Source organism: Buchnera aphidicola (Cinara confinis), from assembly GCF_900128735.1.
GTDB classification, from domain to species: Bacteria; Pseudomonadota; Gammaproteobacteria; order Enterobacterales; family Enterobacteriaceae; genus Buchnera_F; species Buchnera_F aphidicola_L.
In genome coordinates this window covers 214744-238943 of the sequence record NZ_LT667503.1, presented here as the reverse complement: position 1 = coordinate 238943, position 24200 = coordinate 214744, and the positions used below count along the sequence as shown (strand labels likewise).

The 24200-nt window shown below is 22.8% G+C and carries 18 protein-coding genes; 8 read left to right on the top strand and 10 right to left on the bottom strand.

What is annotated here, in order from left to right:
* Positions 1-173: 173 nt before the first annotated feature.
* The 4 genes from gpmA to APCICONF2801_RS00980 all read right to left on the bottom strand — a co-directional run bounded on the left by gpmA (position 174) and on the right by APCICONF2801_RS00980 (position 6098).
* Entirely contained in the window at positions 174-869 is a 696-nt protein-coding gene (gene gpmA / locus APCICONF2801_RS00995; RefSeq protein ID WP_075431920.1) for a 2,3-diphosphoglycerate-dependent phosphoglycerate mutase, read from the bottom strand.
* A 324-nt stretch (positions 870-1193) separates the two neighbouring features.
* On the bottom strand, positions 1194-2396 hold the full coding sequence (gene sucB / locus APCICONF2801_RS00990) for a dihydrolipoyllysine-residue succinyltransferase (protein WP_075431918.1): 1203 nt from the start codon (positions 2394-2396) through the stop codon (positions 1194-1196).
* Between the two features lie 14 nt (positions 2397-2410).
* Positions 2411-5236 (bottom strand): 2-oxoglutarate dehydrogenase E1 component, encoded by a 2826-nt coding sequence (locus tag APCICONF2801_RS00985; RefSeq protein ID WP_075431916.1) that lies wholly within the window; start codon positions 5234-5236, stop codon positions 2411-2413.
* Between the two features lie 112 nt (positions 5237-5348).
* Entirely contained in the window at positions 5349-6098 is a 750-nt protein-coding gene (locus APCICONF2801_RS00980) for a Nif3-like dinuclear metal center hexameric protein (RefSeq protein WP_075431914.1), read from the bottom strand.
* 637 nt (positions 6099-6735) lie between these two features.
* Between APCICONF2801_RS00980 and fldA the strand changes: the two genes are divergently transcribed.
* Positions 6736-7269 carry a flavodoxin FldA gene (gene fldA, locus APCICONF2801_RS00975; RefSeq protein ID WP_075431912.1) on the top strand — a complete coding sequence of 178 codons (534 nt, stop codon included), beginning with the start codon at positions 6736-6738 and terminating at the stop codon, positions 7267-7269.
* A 162-nt stretch (positions 7270-7431) separates the two neighbouring features.
* Here the strand turns inward: fldA and gap are convergent, their stop codons facing one another.
* Positions 7432-8430, bottom strand: coding sequence for a type I glyceraldehyde-3-phosphate dehydrogenase (gene gap, locus APCICONF2801_RS00970; protein WP_075431910.1), 999 nt, complete (start codon positions 8428-8430; stop codon positions 7432-7434).
* A 439-nt stretch (positions 8431-8869) separates the two neighbouring features.
* Between gap and APCICONF2801_RS00965 the strand changes: the two genes are divergently transcribed.
* Positions 8870-10936 carry a DEAD/DEAH box helicase gene (locus tag APCICONF2801_RS00965; RefSeq protein ID WP_075431909.1) on the top strand — a complete coding sequence of 689 codons (2067 nt, stop codon included), beginning with the start codon at positions 8870-8872 and terminating at the stop codon, positions 10934-10936.
* A gap of 651 nt (positions 10937-11587) precedes the next feature.
* Here APCICONF2801_RS00965 and glyA read toward each other — a convergent pair.
* The 3 genes from glyA to rlmN all read right to left on the bottom strand — a co-directional run bounded on the left by glyA (position 11588) and on the right by rlmN (position 15450).
* Positions 11588-12838, bottom strand: coding sequence for a serine hydroxymethyltransferase (glyA, locus tag APCICONF2801_RS00960; protein ID WP_075431907.1), 1251 nt, complete (start codon positions 12836-12838; stop codon positions 11588-11590).
* Positions 12839-12922: 84 nt separating this feature from the next.
* A complete protein-coding gene (hisS, locus tag APCICONF2801_RS00955) occupies positions 12923-14203 on the bottom strand; it encodes a histidine--tRNA ligase (protein ID WP_075431905.1) in 1281 nt (426 codons plus the stop codon).
* A 140-nt stretch (positions 14204-14343) separates the two neighbouring features.
* Positions 14344-15450: a 23S rRNA (adenine(2503)-C(2))-methyltransferase RlmN gene (rlmN, locus tag APCICONF2801_RS00950; RefSeq protein WP_075431903.1), complete on the bottom strand. Its 1107-nt coding sequence runs from the start codon at positions 15448-15450 to the stop codon at positions 14344-14346.
* A 196-nt stretch (positions 15451-15646) separates the two neighbouring features.
* On the opposite strand from rlmN, the gene APCICONF2801_RS00945 reads away from it, so the two are divergent.
* Complete coding sequence (locus tag APCICONF2801_RS00945; protein ID WP_075431902.1) at positions 15647-16465, top strand: inositol monophosphatase family protein; 819 nt, start codon at positions 15647-15649, stop codon at positions 16463-16465.
* Between the two features lie 305 nt (positions 16466-16770).
* Here APCICONF2801_RS00945 and APCICONF2801_RS00940 read toward each other — a convergent pair whose 3' ends face one another.
* Both APCICONF2801_RS00940 and APCICONF2801_RS00935 read right to left on the bottom strand, forming a co-directional pair.
* Positions 16771-17508 carry a pseudouridine synthase gene (locus APCICONF2801_RS00940; protein ID WP_075431900.1) on the bottom strand — a complete coding sequence of 246 codons (738 nt, stop codon included), beginning with the start codon at positions 17506-17508 and terminating at the stop codon, positions 16771-16773.
* Between the two features lie 22 nt (positions 17509-17530).
* The gene (locus APCICONF2801_RS00935; protein ID WP_075431898.1) at positions 17531-18436 is read right to left on the bottom strand and encodes a DMT family transporter; all 906 of its coding nucleotides are present in this window, start codon (positions 18434-18436) and stop codon (positions 17531-17533) included.
* 257 nt (positions 18437-18693) lie between these two features.
* Here APCICONF2801_RS00935 and trpD point away from each other — a divergent pair, with 257 nt between their 5' ends.
* The 5 genes from trpD to APCICONF2801_RS00910 all read left to right on the top strand — a co-directional run bounded on the left by trpD (position 18694) and on the right by APCICONF2801_RS00910 (position 24075).
* Positions 18694-19707 carry an anthranilate phosphoribosyltransferase gene (gene trpD, locus APCICONF2801_RS00930; RefSeq protein WP_075431896.1) on the top strand — a complete coding sequence of 338 codons (1014 nt, stop codon included), beginning with the start codon at positions 18694-18696 and terminating at the stop codon, positions 19705-19707.
* On the top strand, positions 19707-21092 hold the full coding sequence (gene trpCF / locus APCICONF2801_RS00925) for a bifunctional indole-3-glycerol-phosphate synthase TrpC/phosphoribosylanthranilate isomerase TrpF (RefSeq protein ID WP_075431894.1): 1386 nt from the start codon (positions 19707-19709) through the stop codon (positions 21090-21092). Before trpD ends, trpCF begins: the two co-directional genes overlap by 1 nt.
* 30 nt (positions 21093-21122) lie before the next feature.
* A complete protein-coding gene (gene trpB / locus APCICONF2801_RS00920; RefSeq protein WP_075431893.1) occupies positions 21123-22325 on the top strand; it encodes a tryptophan synthase subunit beta in 1203 nt (400 codons plus the stop codon).
* Positions 22309-23139, top strand: coding sequence for a tryptophan synthase subunit alpha (gene trpA, locus APCICONF2801_RS00915; RefSeq protein WP_075431891.1), 831 nt, complete (start codon positions 22309-22311; stop codon positions 23137-23139). The genes trpB and trpA overlap by 17 nt, the downstream gene beginning before the upstream one ends.
* A 183-nt stretch (positions 23140-23322) precedes the next feature.
* A complete protein-coding gene (locus tag APCICONF2801_RS00910) occupies positions 23323-24075 on the top strand; it encodes a YciC family protein (RefSeq protein ID WP_075431889.1) in 753 nt (250 codons plus the stop codon).
* The last annotated feature ends 125 nt before the right edge of the window (positions 24076-24200 follow it).

Genomic DNA, 24200 nt, shown 5'->3' with positions numbered 1-24200 from the left:
CATTATCATTTATATATTAAGTATCTTCGTGTACTTTTAAGATCAAAATATAAATATTTTTTTTAAAAAAATATTTTATTTTTTTTATACTTAATATTTTTTATATTCTCTTAATAAAAGAAGTAATATTATTATAAATATAATTAATTTATTATAAATTTTAATATGTGATTTTATTTTAAGTAATAATAATTTAATGGACATAAATTTTCTGAAAATTCATACACAATTGGAATTCCTGTAGAAATATTTAAGTTAATTATATTATCATTATCAATATTATTTAAATATTTTATTAATGCTCGCAAAGAATTACCATGAGCAACAACAATAATATTTTTTTTATTTTTAATCATCGGTATAATAATATTTTTCCAATATGGAATAACCCGATGGTAAGTATTTTCTAGACTTTCAGATTTAGGAATTTCATTTTCACATAAAGAAATGTATTTTCGATCATAACCAGGATATCGTTTATCCGTAATATTTAAAGCTGGCGGGGTATGAATAAAACTTCTTCTCCATAATTGTATCTGTTCTTTGCTATATGTATCCTGAATTTTTTTTTTATTTAAACCCTCTAAAGCACCATAGTGACGTTCATTTAATTTCCATGATTTTTTAATAGGAATCCATAATTCATCTAATACTTCCAATACGTGCCATAACGTATAAATTGCTCGACTTAACATAGAGGTATAAGCATAATTAAAAGAAAATCCGTGTTTTTTTAAGAGTCTTCCAGCGGAACTCGCTTCTTGTTTCCCTTTTTCTGATAAAGAAACATCTTGCCATCCTGTAAATTGATTAGATTGATTCCATTCGCTTTCTCCGTGTCTCATAAAAATTACTTTAATTTTATTCATAAATAAACCTATTTTATATATAATTGGATGGCTTTAAAAAAAGTTAAATTTTATAAAATTATAAAAATTTCTTTCAGTTTTTTGTTAATTTTTTATAAATTAATATAAGAAAAAATGATTCTTATACTTTATTTCTTTTTTACAATTTTATCTATTTAAATGGTTTAATGTATTAAAATATTTTTCCACATAATAAATAAAAATATAATTATACGCATTATTTATGTTGTTAATATAAAAGAACGTTAATATTTTAACAAGATTCAAAAAAATAAAAAAAAAATATGAAATAAAAAATATTTTTTTAATATATATATAAAATCATTAAATTTTTAAAATAATACGAGTCGTATCTTCTAAAATATCTTTGATATAACTTAAAAATTTTATAGCTATTTTTCCGTCAATTAATCGATGATCATATGATAATGCAATATACATCATAGGTAATATTTTTATTTTATTATTTTTTACAACCGGTCTTTTTTTAATACTGTGCATTCCTAAAATTGCCGCTTGAGGAGGGTTAATCATTGGCGTAGACATCAAGGATCCAAAAACACCCCCATTTGTTATAGTAAATGTTCCAGACCGTAAATCATTTAATGAAAGTTTACCTATTGAGCCTAAATCAGAAAAATACTTAATTTTCTTTTCAATTTGAAACATATCCATGAAGTTAACATCTGATAGTATTGGAGCTATTAAACCTCTTTTTGTGGATATAGCAATATTAATATCATAATAATTATGATAAAGAATATCATTATTATCAATAGATGCATTTATATCTGGAAATTTTTCTAATGCTTTCGTTGTTGCATTTATAAAAAAAGACATATATCCTAAACGTACTTCATATTTTTTAAAAAAAATATCTTGGTATTTTTTTCTTATTTTTATAACCTCGCTCATATTTATTTCATTAAATGTTGTTAACATCGCTGTATTACGAGTTGTAAATAATAATCTTTCAGATATTTTTTTTCTTAATGGATTCATTGCAATACGAGTTATAGATCGATTATCAAGTTCATTTTTTTTTATTTGCGTATAATTTTTTATAGAATCGTTATCATTTTTTTTTAATAAATGTGATATATTTTTTTTTATGAAATAATTAGAATTTAATTGATTATTTTTATTTATTGCATTAATAGCGTTAATATTTATTTTTTTATTTAATATCATTCTACGTGTGATAGGTGAAAAATAATTTAAATATTTCTTTTGATCTTCAAGAAGTTTTTTATCATTTTTTTTCTCTTTTTTTTCTTTTGAATATAATTCAGGAGAGATAAAAGCTAAAACATCTTGCGTATTAATTGAATCACCTGCTTGATAGAATTGCTCAGTAATTATACCTGAAATAGGTGAAGAAATTTCTAAAATAATCTTATCAGTTTCAATTTCAGCAATTAATTCATCTTCTTTTACAATATCTCCAATTTTTTTATGCCACTTTAAAAAAACTGCACTACTAACAGATTCAGGTAATTCTGGAGCAAATACTTTAGTATCTTTCATGATTTTTCACTCTATTAAAAACATGTAAAAGCTTTATTGATGATGTTATATTGTTCTTTTTTATGTAAATAAAAATTACCTTCAGCAGTAGATGCCCATTTTGGTCGACCAATATATTGCAACGGGATCTTTTTAAAAATATCAGAAATATATTTTTGATAATTCAAATAAAAAAAGATCCATGACCCTTGATTTTTAGGTTCTTCCTGACACCAAATACATGTTTTTATAAAAAAAAGTTGATGTAAAATTTTTGCGATTTCTTTAATAGGAAAAGGATATAATTGTTCTAAACGAATAATTAAGATATTATTTAAATTTTTTCTCTGATGATATTCTAATAAATCATAGTAAATTTTTCCCGAACAAAAAATTATTTTTTGGATTTTATTAAAAATTATCTGTTTATTATGTAATAATATTTTTTTAAAAATACCAGTTGATATTTCTGTAAATGTAGAAAATGTTTCAGAATTTCGTAATAATGATTTAGGAGTAAAAATAATTAAAGGTTTTTTAATTTTTAATGTGCCTTGATTTTGTATCAAATGATACATTTGAGCTGGCGTTGTAGGTACACATAAACGTATATTTTTTTGAGCACAGAGTTGTAAAAACCTTTCAATTCTTGCAGATGAATGCTCAGGACCTTGTCCTTCATAGCCATGAGGTAACATTAATACTAAAGAAGAATTATGACCCCATTTTTGCTGACCCGATATAATAAATTGATCAATTATTATTTGTGCGCCATTTATAAAATCTCCAAATTGTGCCTCCCAAATATTCAGAGAAAAGTTGTCTGTAATTGAATAACCGTATTCAAATGCTAAAGTAGCCGCTTCAGATAATACAGAATCCCAAATAAAAAAATTATTTTTAATAGATTTAATATTGTTTAATGGAATGTGTATCCTACCTGTTTTTTGACAATAAATAGCCGCATGTCGATGAGAAAAAGTACCTCTTCTAACGTCTTCTCCAGATAATCGACATTTTACACCCTTTAAAATTAATGCAGTATATGCCAACATTTCTGCGGCGCCCCAATCCCATGATTGCTGATTTGTTATCATGTTTAAACGATTATCCCATATTTTTTTGACCTGGTAGTGTAGTGAAAAATTCTGCGGTATAATTAAAGTTTTATGCATTTTTTTAATTAAATAAGTAAATGAAAAATTTTTTATTTTATTTTTTAGGAGGCTTTTTTTTTCTAACTCATCTATATAAAATGAATTTATTTTATTTTTTTTATTTTTTTTTTCTTTTAAATGATTACTTAAATTAATTTGATATAATTTAAAATAATTTTGAGAAATTTTAATATACTTATCACTTATTTTATTTAATTTTTTTAAGTAAATATTATATATTTTCTCATGGTTTTTTATTTTATTATACATAAGCGGCTGTGTAATTCTAGGATCATCAACTTCATTATGACCTAATCTTCTATAGCAAACTAAATCTATAAATACATCTTTTTTAAATAAAAATCGAAATTTTAAAGCCAATTGAATAATAAAAATTACAGATTCAGGATGATCAGCATTAACATGAAATATTGGAGAATCAAGCATTTTCGCAATATCAGTACAATATATATTAGACTGTAAATATTTTTTTTTAGAGGTCGTAAATCCAATTTGATTATTTATGATAATATGTATGCTTCCAAAAACACAATACCCTGGGACCTGTGACATATTTAAAGTTTCTTGTATAATACCTTGTCCTGCAAAGGCAGCGTCTCCATGAACAATAATAGGAATCACATGATTTGATAAAGAGTTATTTATTTTTAAAGATTCTAAAAATGATTTACAAAATCCTAGGACTACTGGAGTTATAATTTCTAAATGAGATGGATTATCTAATAAGATCAAATCAATATTTTTTGATTTTTTTTGAATAGTGATATTAGCGCCCATATGATATTTAACGTCACCAGTACAAAAAGATTTTTGCTTTTTTTTTGTATTATTTTGATACATTTTAGGAATATTTTTTTTAAAAATATTATACATTACGTTTAATCTTCCACGATGTGCCATACCTAAAACTATTTTTTTAGAAGAATGATTTAATCCGTATTGAATAATATTTTGTAATATAGGTATTAAAATATCACAGCCTTCTAAAGAAAACCTTTTGCTTCCCGGGAATTTAGTATGAATAAAATTTTCAAATGTTTCAGATTTTATTAATCCTTTTAGGATATTTTTTTTTATTTTATCTGTGGCGCTATAAATATAAAATTTTTTTTCAATATATTTTTGTAACCATTGTATTTCATTCATATTATTCAGATGAGTATATTCAAATCCTATAGAACCGCAATATGTTTGACATAAAAAATTATATAATTCATGATACGATTTTAATTTTTTTGTATTGGGAAATAAAAAAATATTAATGGACTGATTTAAATCATCTTTTGTTATATTATAATATAATAAAGATAACTCTTTAACATTTTTTTTTTCCACGAGATTTAGCGGATCAAGATCCGCAAAATAATGACCTAATTTTCTAAATGCACATATTAAATTATAAAATTTTTCATCTATAGAGAGAGCACAAGTATTCCATTTCTTTTTGTGAAGATTACTATTATTTCTTTTTTCTTCCTTTTGTAAAACATTTTCAGAAGGAATATTTTTATTATTCATAATAGTGTTTAGTTTTTCAATTTTTCTAAATTTTTTTTTCCATGCGTCATCGATTTTTTTTGGATTTTTTAAAAAATTTTTATAGATTTTATTTATAAAAACTTTATTTTCACTATATAACCAACTGTTTTTTAATAAAAAAGATTTTTTTTGTTTATTTTTCATACATAAGTCACACTGATATATTAAATTAGAAAAGTTAATTAAATATTATTATTTTCTTGAAGTATTTTTTTTTATCTTATATCAATATTCTAGAATTAAAGCATTTAAAAAACTAAATAGGATTATTAATATCAATAAAATTAACATTTAAATTACGATATTTTTGAGACAACCACTGACCCAATGTATATATACCAGACTTTTCAGTAGCATGATGACCTAAAGAAAAGAAATGAATATTATTTTCTTCTGCAATATGAATAGTTTCTTCGGATACTTCTCCTGTGATATAAGTGTCAATATTAAATTTTATAGCTTCTTTTATAAAATTTTGGCCGCGACCAGTACACCAAGCAACTCGAGTTATATCTTTTAATTTTTTATTACCATAATAAAAAGGAGTTCTATTAAATATTTTTTTGATTTTAGAAAATAAATTTCTTGCTGAAATTTTTTTTTTAAAACATCCCCATAAAACTAATGGAGTAATATGACCTTGTACAGAAATATTTAAAGATTTTCCTAAAAGAATATTATTTCCAATATTGGGATGTAAATCTAAAGGTAAGTGCCAACTATATAAATTAATATTATTCTCTAAAAGAATTTTTAATCGATTTCTTTTCATACCTATAATGTTAGGAGTTTCATTTTTCCAAAAATATCCATGATGTACTATGATTGCATGCGCTTTATATTCTAAAGATTTTTTTAATAATTTTTGGCAAGCAGTTACTCCAGTAACTATATTATAAACTTCTGCGCAACCCTCTACTTGCAGACCATTGGGCGCATAATCTTTTATATTATATTTATTTTTTAATTTTTTATTAATAATTTTTTCAAGTAATAAATTATTCATTTTATACAACCTTTATAAATTTTTTTTAAAAAAAAAATAATAAAAAACATTTAAATTTTATGAGAAAAATATTTTTTTAAAAAAAATAAATATTTTAACTAAATAAAATATAATTTTTAGATCATAGGATCTATTTCAAAATTTCAATTCATATAAGCAGATTTAGTGACATTGAACACAATAGATATGTATGGCAATTAAATTGTTGATCTTTTTTTTAAATTCTAAAGAAATATAAATTAATATTTTTGTATAAATTTTGATAAAAAAATTTATGAAGATGATTAAATAATTTTTCATTATTCATATAAATAATAATATCATATTTTTTTTCAAAAAATATAAATAAAAAATAAACAAGTACTGATAATCATAGTACAATAGTAAAATATGATAGAATGGGAATTAATTATATATCAAAAGCAATATAAAAATTTTTAAGCGAGATAAAAATAAAAAGAAAGAGGAATTTTTTAAATTTTCATATGTTATCATAAAAAAAATATTTATTATACATATATAAATTAGTTTTTTATGATATTAAAATAATTTTAATGTCAATTATTCAAAAAAATTATAAAATCAATTTTTATTCATTATATAAGAAATATTTATAATATCTATAAGGTTAAAAAGCATGAAAAAAATTGGAATTTTTTATGGAAGTGATACCGGGAATACGGAAAAAATATCTAAATTAATACAAAAAAAAATTGGAAAAGATCAATCAAATATTTTTGATATATCTTGTGTTTCAATAAAAAAAATGGAAGATTTTAAAATTTTATTACTCGGAATACCAACATGGTATTATGGAGAATTACAATGTGACTGGTCTGAATCATTACCTCTCTTAAAAAATATGAATTTTACTAATAAAACAATAGGATTATTTGGTTGCGGTGATCAAGAAGATTATTCTGAATATTTTTGTGATTCTATTGGAATTATTTATAATTTTTTTAGAAAAAAAAATGTAAATTTTGTTGGAAAATGGCCTGTTCATGGCTATTTTTTTGAATCTTCTAAAGCACAAGCTAACAAAACACATTTTTTTGGACTTCCGATTGACGAAGACAGACAATCTAATTTAACCAATCAACGAGTTTCAAAGTGGGTAAAATTAATTTTATCAGAAATTTATTTAAAAAATAAAAGAAATACAAAATAAGTTGAATATTAATTAAATTTTTCAAAATATATATTATCAATTTAATATTATATTTAAAAAATATTTTATATGACAGTATCAACAAAAAGTCGCATACTGTCAGTCAAAATTATTTAAACAATAATTATATATATCTTAAAATACAAATACAATCAATAACTATTAAGAATGCATTATCCATTCTACTAAATCTAATACTTTACTAGAATATCCAATTTCATTATCATACCATGCGATTAATTTCATAAAATTATTATTTAAAGCTAATCCAGCTTTTACATCAAATATTGAAGTTAACTCTGATCCATTAAAATCACTGGAGACTACTTCTTCATTAATATATCCTACAACATTTTTCATATACGTCTCGGATGCTATTTTTATTGCTTCACATACTGTTTTATATGAGATATTTTTTTTTAATTTAACTGTAAAATCTACCACAGAAACATTAGCTACAGGCACTCGAAAAGCTATACCGGTAATTTTACCCTGTAATTCTGGTAATATCTTCCCAACTGCTTGAGCTGCTCCAGTAGTAGCAGGAATAATATTTTGTAATGCACCTCGACCACCCCTCCAATCTCTTATAGATACACCATCAACAGTTTTTTGAGTTGCAGTAGTTGCATGAACAGTAGTCATTAGACCTTCAATAATACCAAATTCATCATTAATTATTTTAACCAATGGAGCTAAGCAATTTGTGGTACAAGAAGCATTAGATACAATTTTTTGACCGCTATATTGACTAAAATTTACACCCTTTACAAACATAGGGGTATTATCTTTTACAGGACCAGTTAAAACAACTTTTTTTGTTCCAGCGTAAATATGTTCCAAAGCGGATTCTTCCGTTAAAAACATTCCGGTAGATTCTACCACAACATCAACATGTAATGTTTTCCAATTTATATTTTTTGGTTGTTTTTCTGAAAATATATGGATATGATGATTATTAACTATTAAAATATTATTAGAGACCTGAATTTTTCCTGGAAATAAACCATGTGTAGAATCATGTTTTAACATATATGCTATATAATCAACGGTTAATAAATCATTAATTGCTACTACTTGAATATCAGATCTTTTTTCTGATAATCGAAAAACCATTCTTCCAATCCGACCAAATCCATTTATAGCTATTTTAATCGTCATATAATTACCTAAAATGTATTAATTAAATTTAAATATCATACTCTATCCTTTCTTATTAAGCTATTTTTTTTTAATAATAATTAGAGAATATATTTATTTCTTTTCATATTAGAATTTATATTATGATATAATATTTTTTAAAATATATTAAAGATTATTCATATTATTACTTATTTTAAAAAATATATATATAAAATATTTTTATCAGGGATATATTTAATTTTATAAAGATTTATTTATATTTTAAAATCAATAATGAAAAATAGATAACCTATCTTGTATTAAAAAATAATACTAATTATTATTATTTTTTTTTAAAAAACATAATTTTTTTCATAATGTATAAAAAAAATAAAAAAAATAATAATTAAAGAAATAGTAAAGTTAATACGACTAATGTTTAGTTATATATAACATTTTATAAAAAGATATATTTAAAATGAATATCATAAAAAAAAAAAAAAATACATTGATCTCATATTTTAAAAAAGAAAAAGATTGCTTCATTCGCAACCAATTAATAGTGCATATAAAATACGGAATTGGTCGCTATGCAGGTCTTTGTACTTTTAATACCAAAAATATAATTAATGAATATATTATTATTATATATGCAAATAATGAAAAACTTTATGTTCCAATTACTTCTTTGTCATTGGTTAATCCATATCATAATTCAAAAGATTTAAAGATTCCATTAAATTCATTAAGCGACGACCGTTGGAATAAAAATAAAAAAAAAATAGAAAAAAAAATAAATGATATCGCTGTATATTTATTAGAAATATATTCTCAACGTTTAATTACTCCTGGTTTTTCTTTTTTAATCGATAAAAATCAATATCAAAATTTTTGTAATAATTTTCCATTTACATTAACTCAAGATCAAAATCGATCAATTCAAGAAGTGTTAAAAGATATGACTAAACCATATCCTATGGATCGATTAATTTGTGGTGATGTGGGTTTTGGAAAAACAGAAATAGCCATGAGAGCGGTATTTATAGCTTTAAATAATAAAAAACAAGTGGCAATTTTAGTTCCTACTACATTATTAGCTCAACAACATTTTTATAATTTTCAATATAGATTTAAAAAATATGTATATAAAATAAAACTCTTAACTCGTTTAACTATAAAAAAAAAGGAAGAAAAAATAAAAAAAAAAATAAAAAACGGTGATATAAATTTATTAATAGGAACTCATAAAATATTATCTAATCAAATAGAATGGAAAAATTTAGGATTATTAATTATTGATGAAGAACATCGTTTCGGTGTTTCTCACAAAGAAATTATTAAAAAACGTTATTTATTCATAGATGTTTTAACTCTTACAGCTACTCCTATTCCAAGAACTTTACATTTTTCTTTACTCGGATTAAGAGATTTATCAATTATATCTCAACCTATTCAAAAACGTTTACCTGTTAAAACTTTTCTTGAAACATATGAGCTTAAAAAAGTAAGAGATATAATCTTAAAAGAAATTAAACGCAATGGGCAAGTATATTATTTATTTAATTCAGTTAAAAAAATAAACGAAAAAATAAAAATTTTATCTGATTTTATTCCGGAAGCAAAATTTTGCATAAGTCATGGTAAAATGTCTGGAAAAGATTTAAATACCATTATGCGCGATTTTTTTATAAAACGTTACCATGTACTCGTTTGTACTACCATTATCGATACTGGTTTAGATATTAGTAATGTTAACACTATTATTGTAGAGAATGCTGATAAATTTGGTTTGTCACAACTACATCAATTAAGAGGTCGTGTCGGTCGCTCTAAAAAACAGGCTTACGCCTGGTTTTTTATTTCTAATTTTAAATACATTACAATTAATGCCAAAAAAAGACTAGAAATTATTTATGCCTTACAAAAGCTAGGGTCTGGATTAACGTTATCTGAATATGATTATGATATGAGAGGTGTAGGAGAAATTTTTGGAAATGTGCAGAGCGGACATATTAATAGTATTGGATTACATTTATATACAGAGATTCTATCCAATGCTATTAAAAATATTAAAAAAAACAAAAAGATCAATAATATATATCCTTCCAAAGATATCAAAATTAAATTAAATGCGTCAATGTTATTACCAGAAAGTTATATTTCCAACATTAATGTTCGACTATCTTTTTATAGAAAAATTACACATGCAAAAAATATAAAAGAACTAAAAAAAATAAAAATTAATTTATGTTTTTTATTTGGTATATTACCAACATATGCAAAAAATTTATTCTTATTACATTCAATTAGAATTATTGCTCATGATCTAGGGGTAAAAAAAATTGTCTCAAAATCTAACATTGGATATATAATTTTTTCTAAAAAAAATACAATAGACATTGATTACCTATCCTTTAATATAATAAGCAATCCTAAAATTTGGAAATTGTATAAAAAAAAACTATATTTCACTCGAATTTTTTTAAATGATTATAAACGACTACAATGGATTTGGAATTTTCTAAATAAGCTAAAAAAATTATAATCAGAAAATTTTTATTGAATCATTATCCTTATATAAATTTGATATATCTACATTAAATATAATTTAAAAATATTTTTTTAAAAATTAATGAATCGAATCAAATTTTTTTTTGATGAGTCTAAATAGACTAATAAAAAATTATTAATGTTTATAAACGTTCATCCTTTTTAGTTTTTGAAAAAGAATATTATTACAGATGATTAATTCTTTTTTTTCAAAAAAAAATGGTTATTTCTTTATAAGTGTATGAGTGATAACATGATTTTTTTTTATGATCTATTGCAAAAGAAAATAACTTTTCATCAAATTTAGAAGTCCATTTACTTTAAACCTTTTGAACTATCTTAAACATTTTTTTAAAATATAAAAATAAGATTTTTTATCTTTTTCTCAAACGTACTATAAAAATAATTAGTAATATACTATATAAAAAAATTATAAAAAAAATATAATAATATTTTTTTTAAAAAACCATATTAAATTTTTTAATAAAATAGATGCATGATACAATCTTTAAAAAAGAATCATGGAGTGTTATATATAATCTTTAACACTCCTTTTATTTAAAATGGTAAGTTATAGAAAAAATTTTAAATATTTCAAATAATATTTAGATTTTTTTATCCATTTGTAATAAATAATAAAAAAATTTTAATTTTCATAAATAGGATATTGTAAACATATTTTTTTTACCTTTTTTTTAATTGTTTTTCTTATATTATGATTATATGGGTCCGCTAAAATATCACATATCCAGTGCGATATATTAATTATATCATTTTTTTTAAACCCTCTGTATGCTACACAAGGTGTTCCAATACGAATTCCTGATGTAATTAGAGGATTTTTTTGATCATAAGGAATGGTATTTTTATTCACAATAATATTTACCGAAGATAATAATTCACTTGCTTCTTTTCCTGTAAGATTTTTATTTGATAAATCAACTAAAAAAAGATGATTACAAGTTTTTCCAGATACTACTGCAAATTTTCTATTTATAAAAGTTTCTGACATTATTTTTGAATATTTTAATATTTTTTTTTGTAATAGTATAAATTTTGAATTTAATGCATTTTTAAAAGAAATGGCTTTAGCAGCGATAACATGCATCAAGGGTCCTCCTTGACTACCTGGAAAAACAGAAGAATCTAATTTTTTATACATGTTCTTATCGCCATTTCGCGATAAAATTAATCCACCTCGCGGACCACCTAATGTTTTATGTGTAGTAGTACTAACTACATGAGCATAATCAAATGGATTAGGATATAAACCTGCCACTATTAATCCAGCTACATGAGAAATATCTACAATAAAATATGCACCGATAGAATCCGCAATATCACGCATGCGTTTCCAATCACAAATACCTGAATAAGCTGAAAAACCACCAATAATTAACTGAGGCCGATGTTTTTTAGATAAATATTCTAAATTGATATAATCTAAATTTCCTTTTAGATCAACTCCATAAGAATATGCACGATATATTTTTCCTGAAAAATTTATAGAGGATCCATGCGTTAAATGTCCTCCATGCATTAAATTCATTCCTAAAATAATATCATTAGGCTTCAATAAAGCTTGAAAAATTGAAAAATTCGCTTGAGAACCAGAATGAGGTTGAACATTAACATAGTCCACTTTAAATAATTTTTTTGCTCGATTAATAGCTATTTTTTCTATTTCATCGATAATATGACAGCCATCATAAAAACGATTTCCAATATATCCTTCTGCATATTTATTAGTAAGACAGGATCCTTGTGCTTTCATAACAGAACGACTAGTATAATTTTCTGAGGCAATTAAATTTATTGATTTTTCTTGACGAAGTTTTTCTTTTTTAATCAAGGTAAATATTTGATCATCATTAGAATAAATGCTATTATTTTTCATAATTTTTCTCTGATTATTAGGTATAAAAACCATTTTTTATAAGTAAATACATATTAAAATAAAATTTATATGTATATAGTTATATTATATAAAAATACATGGGCTTTGAAAAATTCTATAAAAAAATTCTTTTTTTTGGGTTCTAAGCGATATATTTTTTATTATAATTTTATTTGAACTTAAAAGGTATGAATCTAAAATTAATAAAAATTTTGTGTGATTTTGAATAGCGTGCTTTATTTGATTTGATACACTTATTTTAGTTATATTAGTATCAATTTTTAACTTCGGCCATATTGTATGTAATTGATCTGATATATCTAATACAAATCTATAAAATTCAGGATTGGAAAAAATAATTTGGATGTCTATAAAGTAATTATTTTTTATTATTTTTTTTTTAAAAAGTTCTTTTAATAAAAATAATCGATCTATACCTATTGCACAACCCATAGCTGAATTTTTTGGACCACCTAAATTTTTAATTAATTGATCATAGCGACCACCTGCGCATATCGTGTCTTGAGCTCCTAAATTTTTACTTTTCCATTCAAAAACAGTATCATTATAATAATCTAAACCTCGAACTAGTTTATGATTAATAATGTAATTAACCTGTTTTTGATCTAAATAATTACATAATTTTTGAAATCGTAATTGCGAAGATAAATCTAAATAATTAATCAATTTTGGAGCATTTTTCATCATTAAAATAATATTTATATTCTTGCTATCTAATAAACGAATCGGATTATTTAATATAACGTTTCTGAAATTATCTAAATTAAATTTATCTATTTTTTTTTCACAAAATATACGTAAATCATTTTCATAATTTTTGCGGTTATTAATAGAACCAATTGAATTAATTTCTAAAATTAAATCTTTAAGGATTCCCAATTTATTCCAAATTTTTATAGTTAATAAAATAAGATCAAAATCTATAATCGGATCAGAAAATCCAAAGACTTCAATTCCTAGTTGATAAAATTGGCGAAATCGTCCTTTTTGTGGACGCTCATACCGAAACATTGGACCATAATACCATAACTTTTGAAACAATGATTTTTTAAAAATATGATGCTGTATACATGCTCGAATGCAACCTACCGTCCCTTCTGGACGTAAAGAAATATTTTTTTCATTACGATCATAAAAACTATACATTTCCTTAGACATTACATCGGTATTACCCCCAATGCTTTTCTTAAAGATCTCGGTATCTTCTAAAATCGGAGTTCGAATTTCTTTATAAGTGTGGCTTTTTAAAATTTTGATTATTTTTTTTTCTATAATTTGTAAATAAATAGTGTCCTTAGGAAGGAAATCATGCATTCCTCTAATTGATTGATTTTTTTTTTTCATATTCACCTTTTACAAAAAATATATATTTTGAATCAAAATAATTTAATAATTTTCTTTTTTTTATATTCTTATATCTAATATATCGATTATAAAATACATTAATAAATCAAAAAAAATAAATTCTGAGTTGTATATATTATTTAATTCTTTATATTTTTTAATCCAGCTAATTGTCCGCAAGCTGCATAAATATCAGAACCTCTATTTTTTCGGATTTTGACAATAAAACCATGTTTAATTAAAAAATCAGAAAAAATATGGATCGTATTACTATTACTACATTGATATCTTGAATTTTTTATGGGATTCCAAGGAATAAGATTAATTTTACAAGATAGATTTTTTAATAATAAAATAAGTTCTTCTGCATGATATATAGTATCATTAATATCTTTTAACATAATATATTCAATAGTTACCACACCACGATTAGCTGTAGACTTTTTTAAATATTCTTGAACCGCTGATAATAAAGAAGCGATATTAAATTTTTTATTAATAGGCATTAAGGTATTGCGTAAAACATCATTGGAAGCATGCAAAGAAATAGCTAAAGAAATGTCAACTTTACCACATATTTTTTTTATTGCTGGTACAATGCCTGCAGTAGATAATGTAAATTTATGTTTAGAAAAATTAAATCCGTACTGACTTAATATAATATGTAAAGCTGGAATAACATTTTTTAAATTTAATAATGGTTCACCCATACCCATCATAACTATATTAGTTATTTTAGACATCTGAAAAATTTTCATAGAATCAAAATTATTATTATGAATAATATTCATTATATACCAAATTTGACCAATAATTTCAGATACTACAAGGTTACGAGTAAAACCTAAATAACCTGTAGCACAAAAATTACATTTTAATACACAGCCTATTTGAGATGAAATACATAATGTTGATCGATTTTTTTCTGGAATATAGATCGTTTCAATATAACCAGTATTTACAAAAAAATTCCATTTAATAGTACCGTCTTTTGATATTTGTTTTGATATATATTTTGGAGCCTGAATAATTGCTATATCATGTAACTTTTTTTTTAAATTAATGCTAAAATTATTCATAATATCAAAGTTACAACAATATTTTTTATAAATCCAATCCATCAATTGAACAGCACGAAATTCTTTTTCTCCTAAAGATAAAAAGAATTCTTTCATTTTTATTAAATTAAAATTTAATAAATTAATTTTTTTATTTTTTTTTCTTTTTAAATCAATATTATATAACATTACTTTTCCGTCAATATTTTAAATAGATAATAAATAATTTAATTGACTTAAAAAATTAATTAAATTATTTATTTTCTTAAAGATATAAAAAGTTTAAAATAATTATATATATAACATAATATATAAAATTATAATTAATACAAAACAAAATCAATTTGATGTAATATTTTACATTATATTTTAAAAGAGGTTTTTTATGAATCCATTATTAAATATTGCTATTCGTGCAATTCGAAAAGGTGGCAATCTTATTGCTAAAAATTATGATTCTATTAATTATAATCAATATAATAATCTTGATATTGATTATAACAATAATATTATAAATATTATGTGTAAAAAAATTTTTAATGTGATATTTAATATCATACATGATGTATATCCAAAACACGTTATTCTAGATATTAACCATAAAAAAAATATAAATAACAATACTGATACTCAATGGTGGATTAATACTTTAGATGGAAAAATCAATTTTATTCATAAAATTCCTTATTTTTGTTTATCAATTATGATAAAAAAAAATAATATAACAAATTTTTCAATTATTTATGATCCTATAAAAAATGATTTATTTACTGCAACTAAAGGAAAAGGCGCTCAGTTAAATGGATGTAGAATGCGTTGCAAAAAATATACTACCTTTTCTAAAAAAATAGTTGTGATGCACTTTAATTATATTAATACAAAAAATCTCCATTTATGTATGTTAATAACAAAAACTTTGTTAAAAGAAAAAATATATATTAGAAATTTTGGATGTTCTACTTTAGATTTAGTCTACTTAGCTGCCGGGAAAATTGATGCGTATATTAATCTGAAGTATATTCATCAAAAAAATATTGCTGGAGAATTACAAACTCGCGAATCTGGCGCGTTAATTACAGATATTTTCGGAAATTGTAACTATATAAAAAATAATAATATATTAATTGGAAATGCAAAAACTTTAGAGTTTATTTTAAAAAAAATATATTTTTTAAAAAATTTAATTAACCTTAATAAAAAATAAAAAACATCTAATCAAAATTAATTTTTCTTTAGTTAATATGAAAATATAGTAAATATAGAATAATTATGATTTTTTTAATAAAAATATTAGATATATAAAAATTCTAAAAATATCAAAGAAAATAAATAAAATATTTTTTTAAAAATAAAAAATCCATTGTATAAATATTTTTTAAGGATATTATTAAAGAAAATTATAATAAATTTTTAAATTTATAGTTAATATGTCACTGTTCTATAAGAGTATTTTAAGACTAAAAATTATTTTTTTTTAAAAAAAATTAAATATTAAAATTAAAATAATTATTAATATTTTAATGAAACTGATCTAAATATTTTTTTTATTAGAGAAAAATTTACTTCTAAAAAATCTTTAACACGTAAAGATTTTGGAAGAATGACGTCTCCATAACGTATTCTAATTAATTGATTAACTTCGATTCCAATATATTTCCATAAACGACGTACTTCTTTATTTTTGCCTTGAAATAATGATACAGAAAACCATTTATTATTTTTACTACCAGAAAGATATTTAATTGAATGAAATCTAGATATTGAATTATCTAAAAAAATTCCTTTATTTAAAATATTCATTTTTTTTTTTGAAAAAATACCAAAAACATTCACTAAATATTCTCTGATAATCATATAATTAGGATGCATTAATCGATATGCTAATTCTCCATAATTTGTAAATAATAATAAACCAGAAGTTCTATAATCTAATCGGCCAACAGTAATCCAACGAGAAAAAAGTAATTTTGGTAAATTCTTAAAAACGGTATTTCGATTTTTTTCATCTTTACGCGTACATATTTCTCCAATTGGTTTATTATATATTAAAACCCTTTTGGGATCGAATTTTATACAATAATTTTTCTGATTAATTGTAATAGATTTAATATTATCATATTCAAAACGATCACCAATAGAAACTTTTACAGCATTAATATAAACCACACCTAAAAAAATTTTTTTTTCAATATAACGACGTGAACCATAACCTAAATTCGATAATATTTTTTGAATTTTTTCTGACATAAATACTCCTTTATAATTCAAATTATTTAGGAATTTTTTTTATAAAACAAGTATTTTTTTTTGCTGTAAACAATGTTATTATTGTACTCACTAATAAAAATAAAATAAATAAATATTCAAGATTGGATATTTTTGTTTGATATAAATACTTATCTAAAACAAGAGAAATTATGGGGAAAATTACAAAAACAACAGATGAATAACAAGAATCAATTTTTTTCTGTAAAAAAAAATAAGATAGTATTCCTAAAAAACCAACAAAAATACTTAAATACAACAAAGCTGCTATAGAATGCATAGAAAATGATTGTAATTCCGGTTTTTCTATTAACCAACCAAAAATTGATAAAATTAAACCTGAAAATAAAGAAGGGATACCATTAAAAGATAAAACTGAAATATGATAAAAATTTTTTTTTAAATAAATATACATAACTGCTTGAAAAAAAATTGATAAAAACAATAAAAAAACTCCAAACTCTTGATGTATATAAGAATTTTTCCATTGTATCAATAAAAAAAACATCAATGATATAAAATGTAAGAATATTCCAAATATTTGATATACATTTATTAATTCATCATACATTATGTATGATAGTAATAAACTTATAATAGGCATACTTGAATAAATTAATGATGCTGTAGGGACATTGACATAACGACCTCCATATAACATTAATGTAAATGGTATCGAAAAATAAAAAATGGATATATAAACTTGAATCATACGTTGCCCATAGGGAAAAAATAAAGGAGTTTTAGTTAATAAAGCTGTAAAAATAGATATTGGCGCCGTAATTAAGAAACGTAATCCTGTTGCAAAAAATGGAGGAATTGTAACTAATACCATTTTCATAGCAATCCACGTTGTTCCCCACATAATTGAAATTAAAAAAAATAATAAAAAAATAATAAAATGTTTCATATTTGTTCCTTTTTTTATTTTATAAATAAAATTTTTTTTAAGTACTTAAAAAAAATCAATAAAAAATTAATAAAAAAAATAATTCCTTTAGAATAGAGAGTATATAATATATACATACATATATGAAATAAAATTAAATATCATTAAAAATTAATCCCAATATTTATCAAAATATGTCAAACAAAATTAAAAATTCCAAAATAAAAATATAAAAAATTTTATTTATAAATGATAATAATTACTATATAAAGATAAACATGAAAAAAATTTTAAAAAAAATATATAAAAATAATTTTTTAACAAAAAAAGAAAGTTTTTTTATATTTAACCAAATTCTTAATAAAAAAATCAATAATATACAATTATCAGCTATCTTAGCAATAATGTCAGCAAGAAAAGAAACAGAGCACGAAGTTATCGGAGCTCGAAAAGCTTGTTTACAATACCAACCTACTTTTCCAAAAACAAACTATATTTGTGCTGATATTGTAGGAACTGGAGGGGATCAAAAAAATAGTTTTAATATTTCAACTGTTAGCTCTATTGTGGCAGCTTATTATGGAATAAAAATCGCAAAAATTTGTAATGTAAGCTCGTCTGGTATAGTAGGATCGGTAGATTTATTAACTCATTTCAACATTAACGTTTTTATCTCTCCTGAAAAATCTAAAAAATTATTAGATAAATACAATATTTGTTTTTTATCTGCCAATCAATACTTAAACATATTTAAAAGAGTCGAAAAGGTTCGAAAAATATTAAGCACTAAAACAATATTTAATAAATTAGGTCCTATTTTAAATCCTGTACAACCATCTTATAGTATCATCGGCGTTTACTCATCTAAATTATTATTATTTTTTGCTAAAATATTAAAAAAATTAAAATACAAAAATGCTATAGTAGTGCATAGCGAAGGTTCGGATGAAATAATACTTTGCAAAAATATTCAAATTGCTGAATTAAAAAACAATCAAATAAATCAATATACTTTATCTGCTAAAGATTTTGGTTTAAAAGAAATAGAAAAAGATTGTCTTTTTAATAAAACTAAAAAAGAGAACTACCAAGAAACAAAAAAACTCTTTCAAGGTTTGGGAAAAACGTATTATGTTAACACAATCGCCGCTAATGTAGCGTTATTATTAAAAATAACAAATATTTCAAATAATTTAATTACTAATACAACTACAATAATTAAATTAATTCAAAGCGGAAAAATATATAATTTTATAAAAAAATTATCAAAATTTACTACAAAGAAAAACTAATGAAAAGTAATACATTATTAAAAATTTTACAATATAAAAAAATATGGATTCAGCAACACAAAATACAAAAACCATTATTATCTTTTTATCATGATTTAAAAAAATCCAAAAAAAATTTTAAAAAATCAATTATAAAAAATAATCCAGCATTCATTTTTGAATGTAAAAAAGCCTCTCCTTCGCAAGGATTATTAAGATCTAAATTTAGCATTCCTAAAATAATAAATATTTATAATAAATATGCTAATGCAATATCAGTTATTACAGAAAATAAATTTTTTAAAGGTAGTTTTGAAGATCTGAAAAACGCAGCTCAATATACAAATAAACCAATTTTATGTAAAGATTTTTTCATAGATCCTTATCAAATTTATTATGCTAGATATCATCAAGCAGATGCTATTTTATTAATGATGTCTATTTTAAGCGATTCACAATATGTTATGATGACTGATTTAGCAAAAAAAATGAATATGCATATTCTTACAGAGGTACATAATCATGTTGAATTAAATCGTGCTTTATTATTAAATGCAGAAATTATTGGTATTAATAATAGAAATTTAAAAGATCTATCTATCAATTTAAAAACCACAATTCAAATTGCGCCATTAATTCCGTTAGATCGTATTATTATTTCTGAATCTGGAATTAATAATTATAAAAAAATTCGTATGTTAAGTAGTTATGTTAATGGGTTTTTGATAGGGACTCATTTAATGAAATCAAGTAATCTTGATACCTCGGTACGTAGCATAGTATATGGTTACAATAAAGTATGCGGATTAACGAGAATGAAAGACGCTTTTATTGCTGAAAAAAGCGGTTGTATTTATGGAGGATTTATTTTTTATAATAATTCTCCCCGATATATCAAAAGGCATTTTTGTAAAAAAATCATAAATCAAGTAAAACTAAAATATGTTGGAGTTTTTGTTAACGCTCGAATAGATGATATATTATTAAGAGTAATACAGCTATCATTATCAGTTGTACAGTTACATGGACACGAAAATCAAGAATATATTCAAAAATTACGAGATGTATTACCTCATAACGTAAAAATCTGGAAGGCATTATCCGTTCAAGATTCTTTTCCTACTCAAAGATATTGTTATGTTGATCGTTATTTAATAGATAATAAAAATGGAGGTACCGGATCAACATTTAATTGGAATTTAATTAAAAAACATGATGTTTCAAAAATAATTTTAGCAGGTGGCTTAACATTACAAAATATCTTTAAAGCATCTACTTTAGGTTTTTATGGTTTGGATTTTAATTCAGGAATAGAAAAAATGCCTGGCATTAAAGATTCTAAAAAAATTATTCAAACTTTTAATTTATTAAAAAATTTTCCATTACGATCTCTTTTAACTAACTAAAATTTTTTTCAAAATAAAGATCAAAAAAACATGACATTACTCAACCCTTACTTTGGAAAATTTGGCGGAATGTATGTTCCACAAATATTAATGCCGGCATTATACCAATTAGAAAAAGCATTTATTAATACTATACATGATACTAAATTTCAAAAAAGATTGTCTAATTTATTAAAAAATTATGCTGGACGACCTACACCATTAACTTTATGTAAGAATTTAACCCGAGGTACTAACACAAAGATTTTCTTAAAAAGAGAAGATCTACTTCATGGCGGAGCTCACAAAACTAATCAAGTGTTAGGACAGATATTATTAGCAAAATATATGAAAAAAAAAGACATTATAGTTGAAACCGGAGCCGGTCAACATGGTATAGCATCAGCATCTGCATCCGCATTATTTAATTTAAATTGTCGAATTTATATGGGTGAAAAAGATATCGAAAGACAAGCATCAAATGTCCTAAAAATGAAAATTATGGGCGCAAAAGTTATTCCTGTATCAACTGGCACTAAAACATTAAAAGAAGCTTGTAATGCCGCTTTACGAGATTGGACGGAAAATTATTCTACAGCACATTATATGTTAGGAACAGCAGCTGGACCCCATCCATACCCTACTATTGTACGTGAATATCAAAAAATAATTGGAAAAGAAACAAAAAAACAAATTTTTTTTGAAAATAAACAAGTTCCAGATAAAATTATTGCTTGTGTTGGAGGCGGATCAAATGCTATCGGAATATTTACAAGCTTTATAGAAGATAAAAGAATCGAGTTAATTGGAGTAGAACCTGCTGGTTTAGGTTTACATACTAACAAACATGGAGCACCTATCAATAAAGGAAAAATAGGCATCTACTTTGGAATGAAATCATATTTAATGCAAAATAATGAAGGACAAATAAAAAACTCTTGGTCTATTTCTGCTGGATTAGATTTTCCTTCTGTAGGTCCGGAACATGCCTGGTTGCATCATATTAAAAGAGTAAAATATGTATCCATTACAGATAAAGAAGCTGTTAATGCTTTTTTATTACTATCCAAAAAAGAAGGTATTATTCCTGCTCTTGAATCTTCTCATGCATTAGCTTATGCCCTGAATATAATGAAAAAAGATCCCAAAAAAAGTCAAACAATCATAGTAAATTTATCTGGTCGAGGCGATAAAGATATGTCTACAATTAAAAAAAATATAAATATTGAGAAGAACAATGACAAAACAATATAATCTTTTGTTTAAAAAATTAAAAATTAAAAAAGAAGGCTGTTTTATTCCATTTGTCGTATTAGGGGATCCATCTTTTAATATATCATTACAAATTATTGATACTTTGATTCAAAGCGGCGCTGATGCTTTAGAATTAGGAATTCCTTTTTCAGATCCTATTGCAGATGGTATTACTATACAAAAAGCACACACACGTGCTTTTTTGAATAAAATGACCCTTAAAAAATGTTTTTTAATGTTAAAAATGATAAAAAAAAAATACCCGCTAATACCCATAGGATTATTAGTATATGCAAATATTATTTTTTCTTATGGAATATCAAAATTTTATCATTTATGTTCTCTTATAAAAATAAACTCTATTTTAATAGCAGATATTCCATATGAAGAATCACAAGAAATTCGAAAGGCAGCTCAAGAAAATAATATTTTACAAGTATTTATTTGTCCTCCTGATGCTAATCATCACGTTATTAAAAAAATATCAGAATACAGTCAAGGATATGTATATCTTGTATCAAGACCAGGTATTACCGGACTGCAAAAAAGTCGGGTCGAAATTTCTTTAACAAATACAATAAAAAAATTAAAGAAATATCATTCACAACCTATTATACAAGGATTTGGAATTTTTACATCTGATCAAATTAAAAAATCTTTAAATAATGGAGTAAAAGGAATAATTTGTGGCTCTTTATTTGCCACGATTATAGAAAAAAATTTTATAAATCATATCAAATTAATAAAAAAAATAAAAAAAATAACAATAAAATTAAAACACGCAACTAAAAAATATTTTAAGACCTTAAAGTAATTTAATAATGTATATTATTACTATTTACATCTTTATTTTTTGTTTGTAAAATATTAAATTACTGTGAAAAATCTTTTTTAAATCAAAGATTCCTTAATCCATCAAAAATAAAAAAAATATTTTCTTTCTGTATCTGAGATTGATAAAAATTTTTCAATAAGTCTTTTAAAAAAGGAAGTATTTATGTTTTCTATGATATACACAATTAGTTGTGATTCTTATTTGTTTTTTAAAAAACAAATTATTAATATCATTATATTGTCAGCATTATGTGCTTTTTTTACTATTATTATTCAATATATGATTGGTCCGAACCTAAATGAAATTTCTATTTTATATGAAACATTTTTTTTAAAAAAATATACGTTTTTCCAAATTTTACATAAAATAACAAATGAACAAAAAAAAATTATATTACATATTTTTTGTGTAAAAACATTATCTTTATTAATTAATCATACTGCTTTGTATACTGCTATAATATTTTTAATAAAATCTATTATTTCTAAAAAACAGAAAAATTTATATCACATAATTAAAAAATCCATTCATTATCTTCCGATTGTATTGCCGTTAATCTTTTTAAAATTTTTTATAACAGAAGTAGGCTTTATTTTTTTTAAAATTCCCGGTATAATATTAAGCATTTTATTACCTTTATCTCCTGTTCTTCTATTAATAGAAAATCAAAATATACTCTCTTCTTTAAAAAATAGCATATTAATTTCATGGGAGAATATATATGTTATTATATTCCCAATTTTAGTATGGAATTTTTTAAAATGGATTCTAATTACTCTTTTTGTGACACTATATATCTTTCCTGTTCATATGAATATTTTTATAATAAATTTTTTACTAAATTTTGGATATTCATATATTGCTATTTACCTTTTTCGTTTTAACGCATTAATAAAAGTAAAAAATGTGATTTAAAAACACATTAGAATAAGACTATACAATGGTTTTTAAAACATTGATTATATTTAGCAGTTTTTAATAAGACTGCTGATTTAACAAGTAAACATTTATTTATCTATTTATCTCATTTTTTATAATAT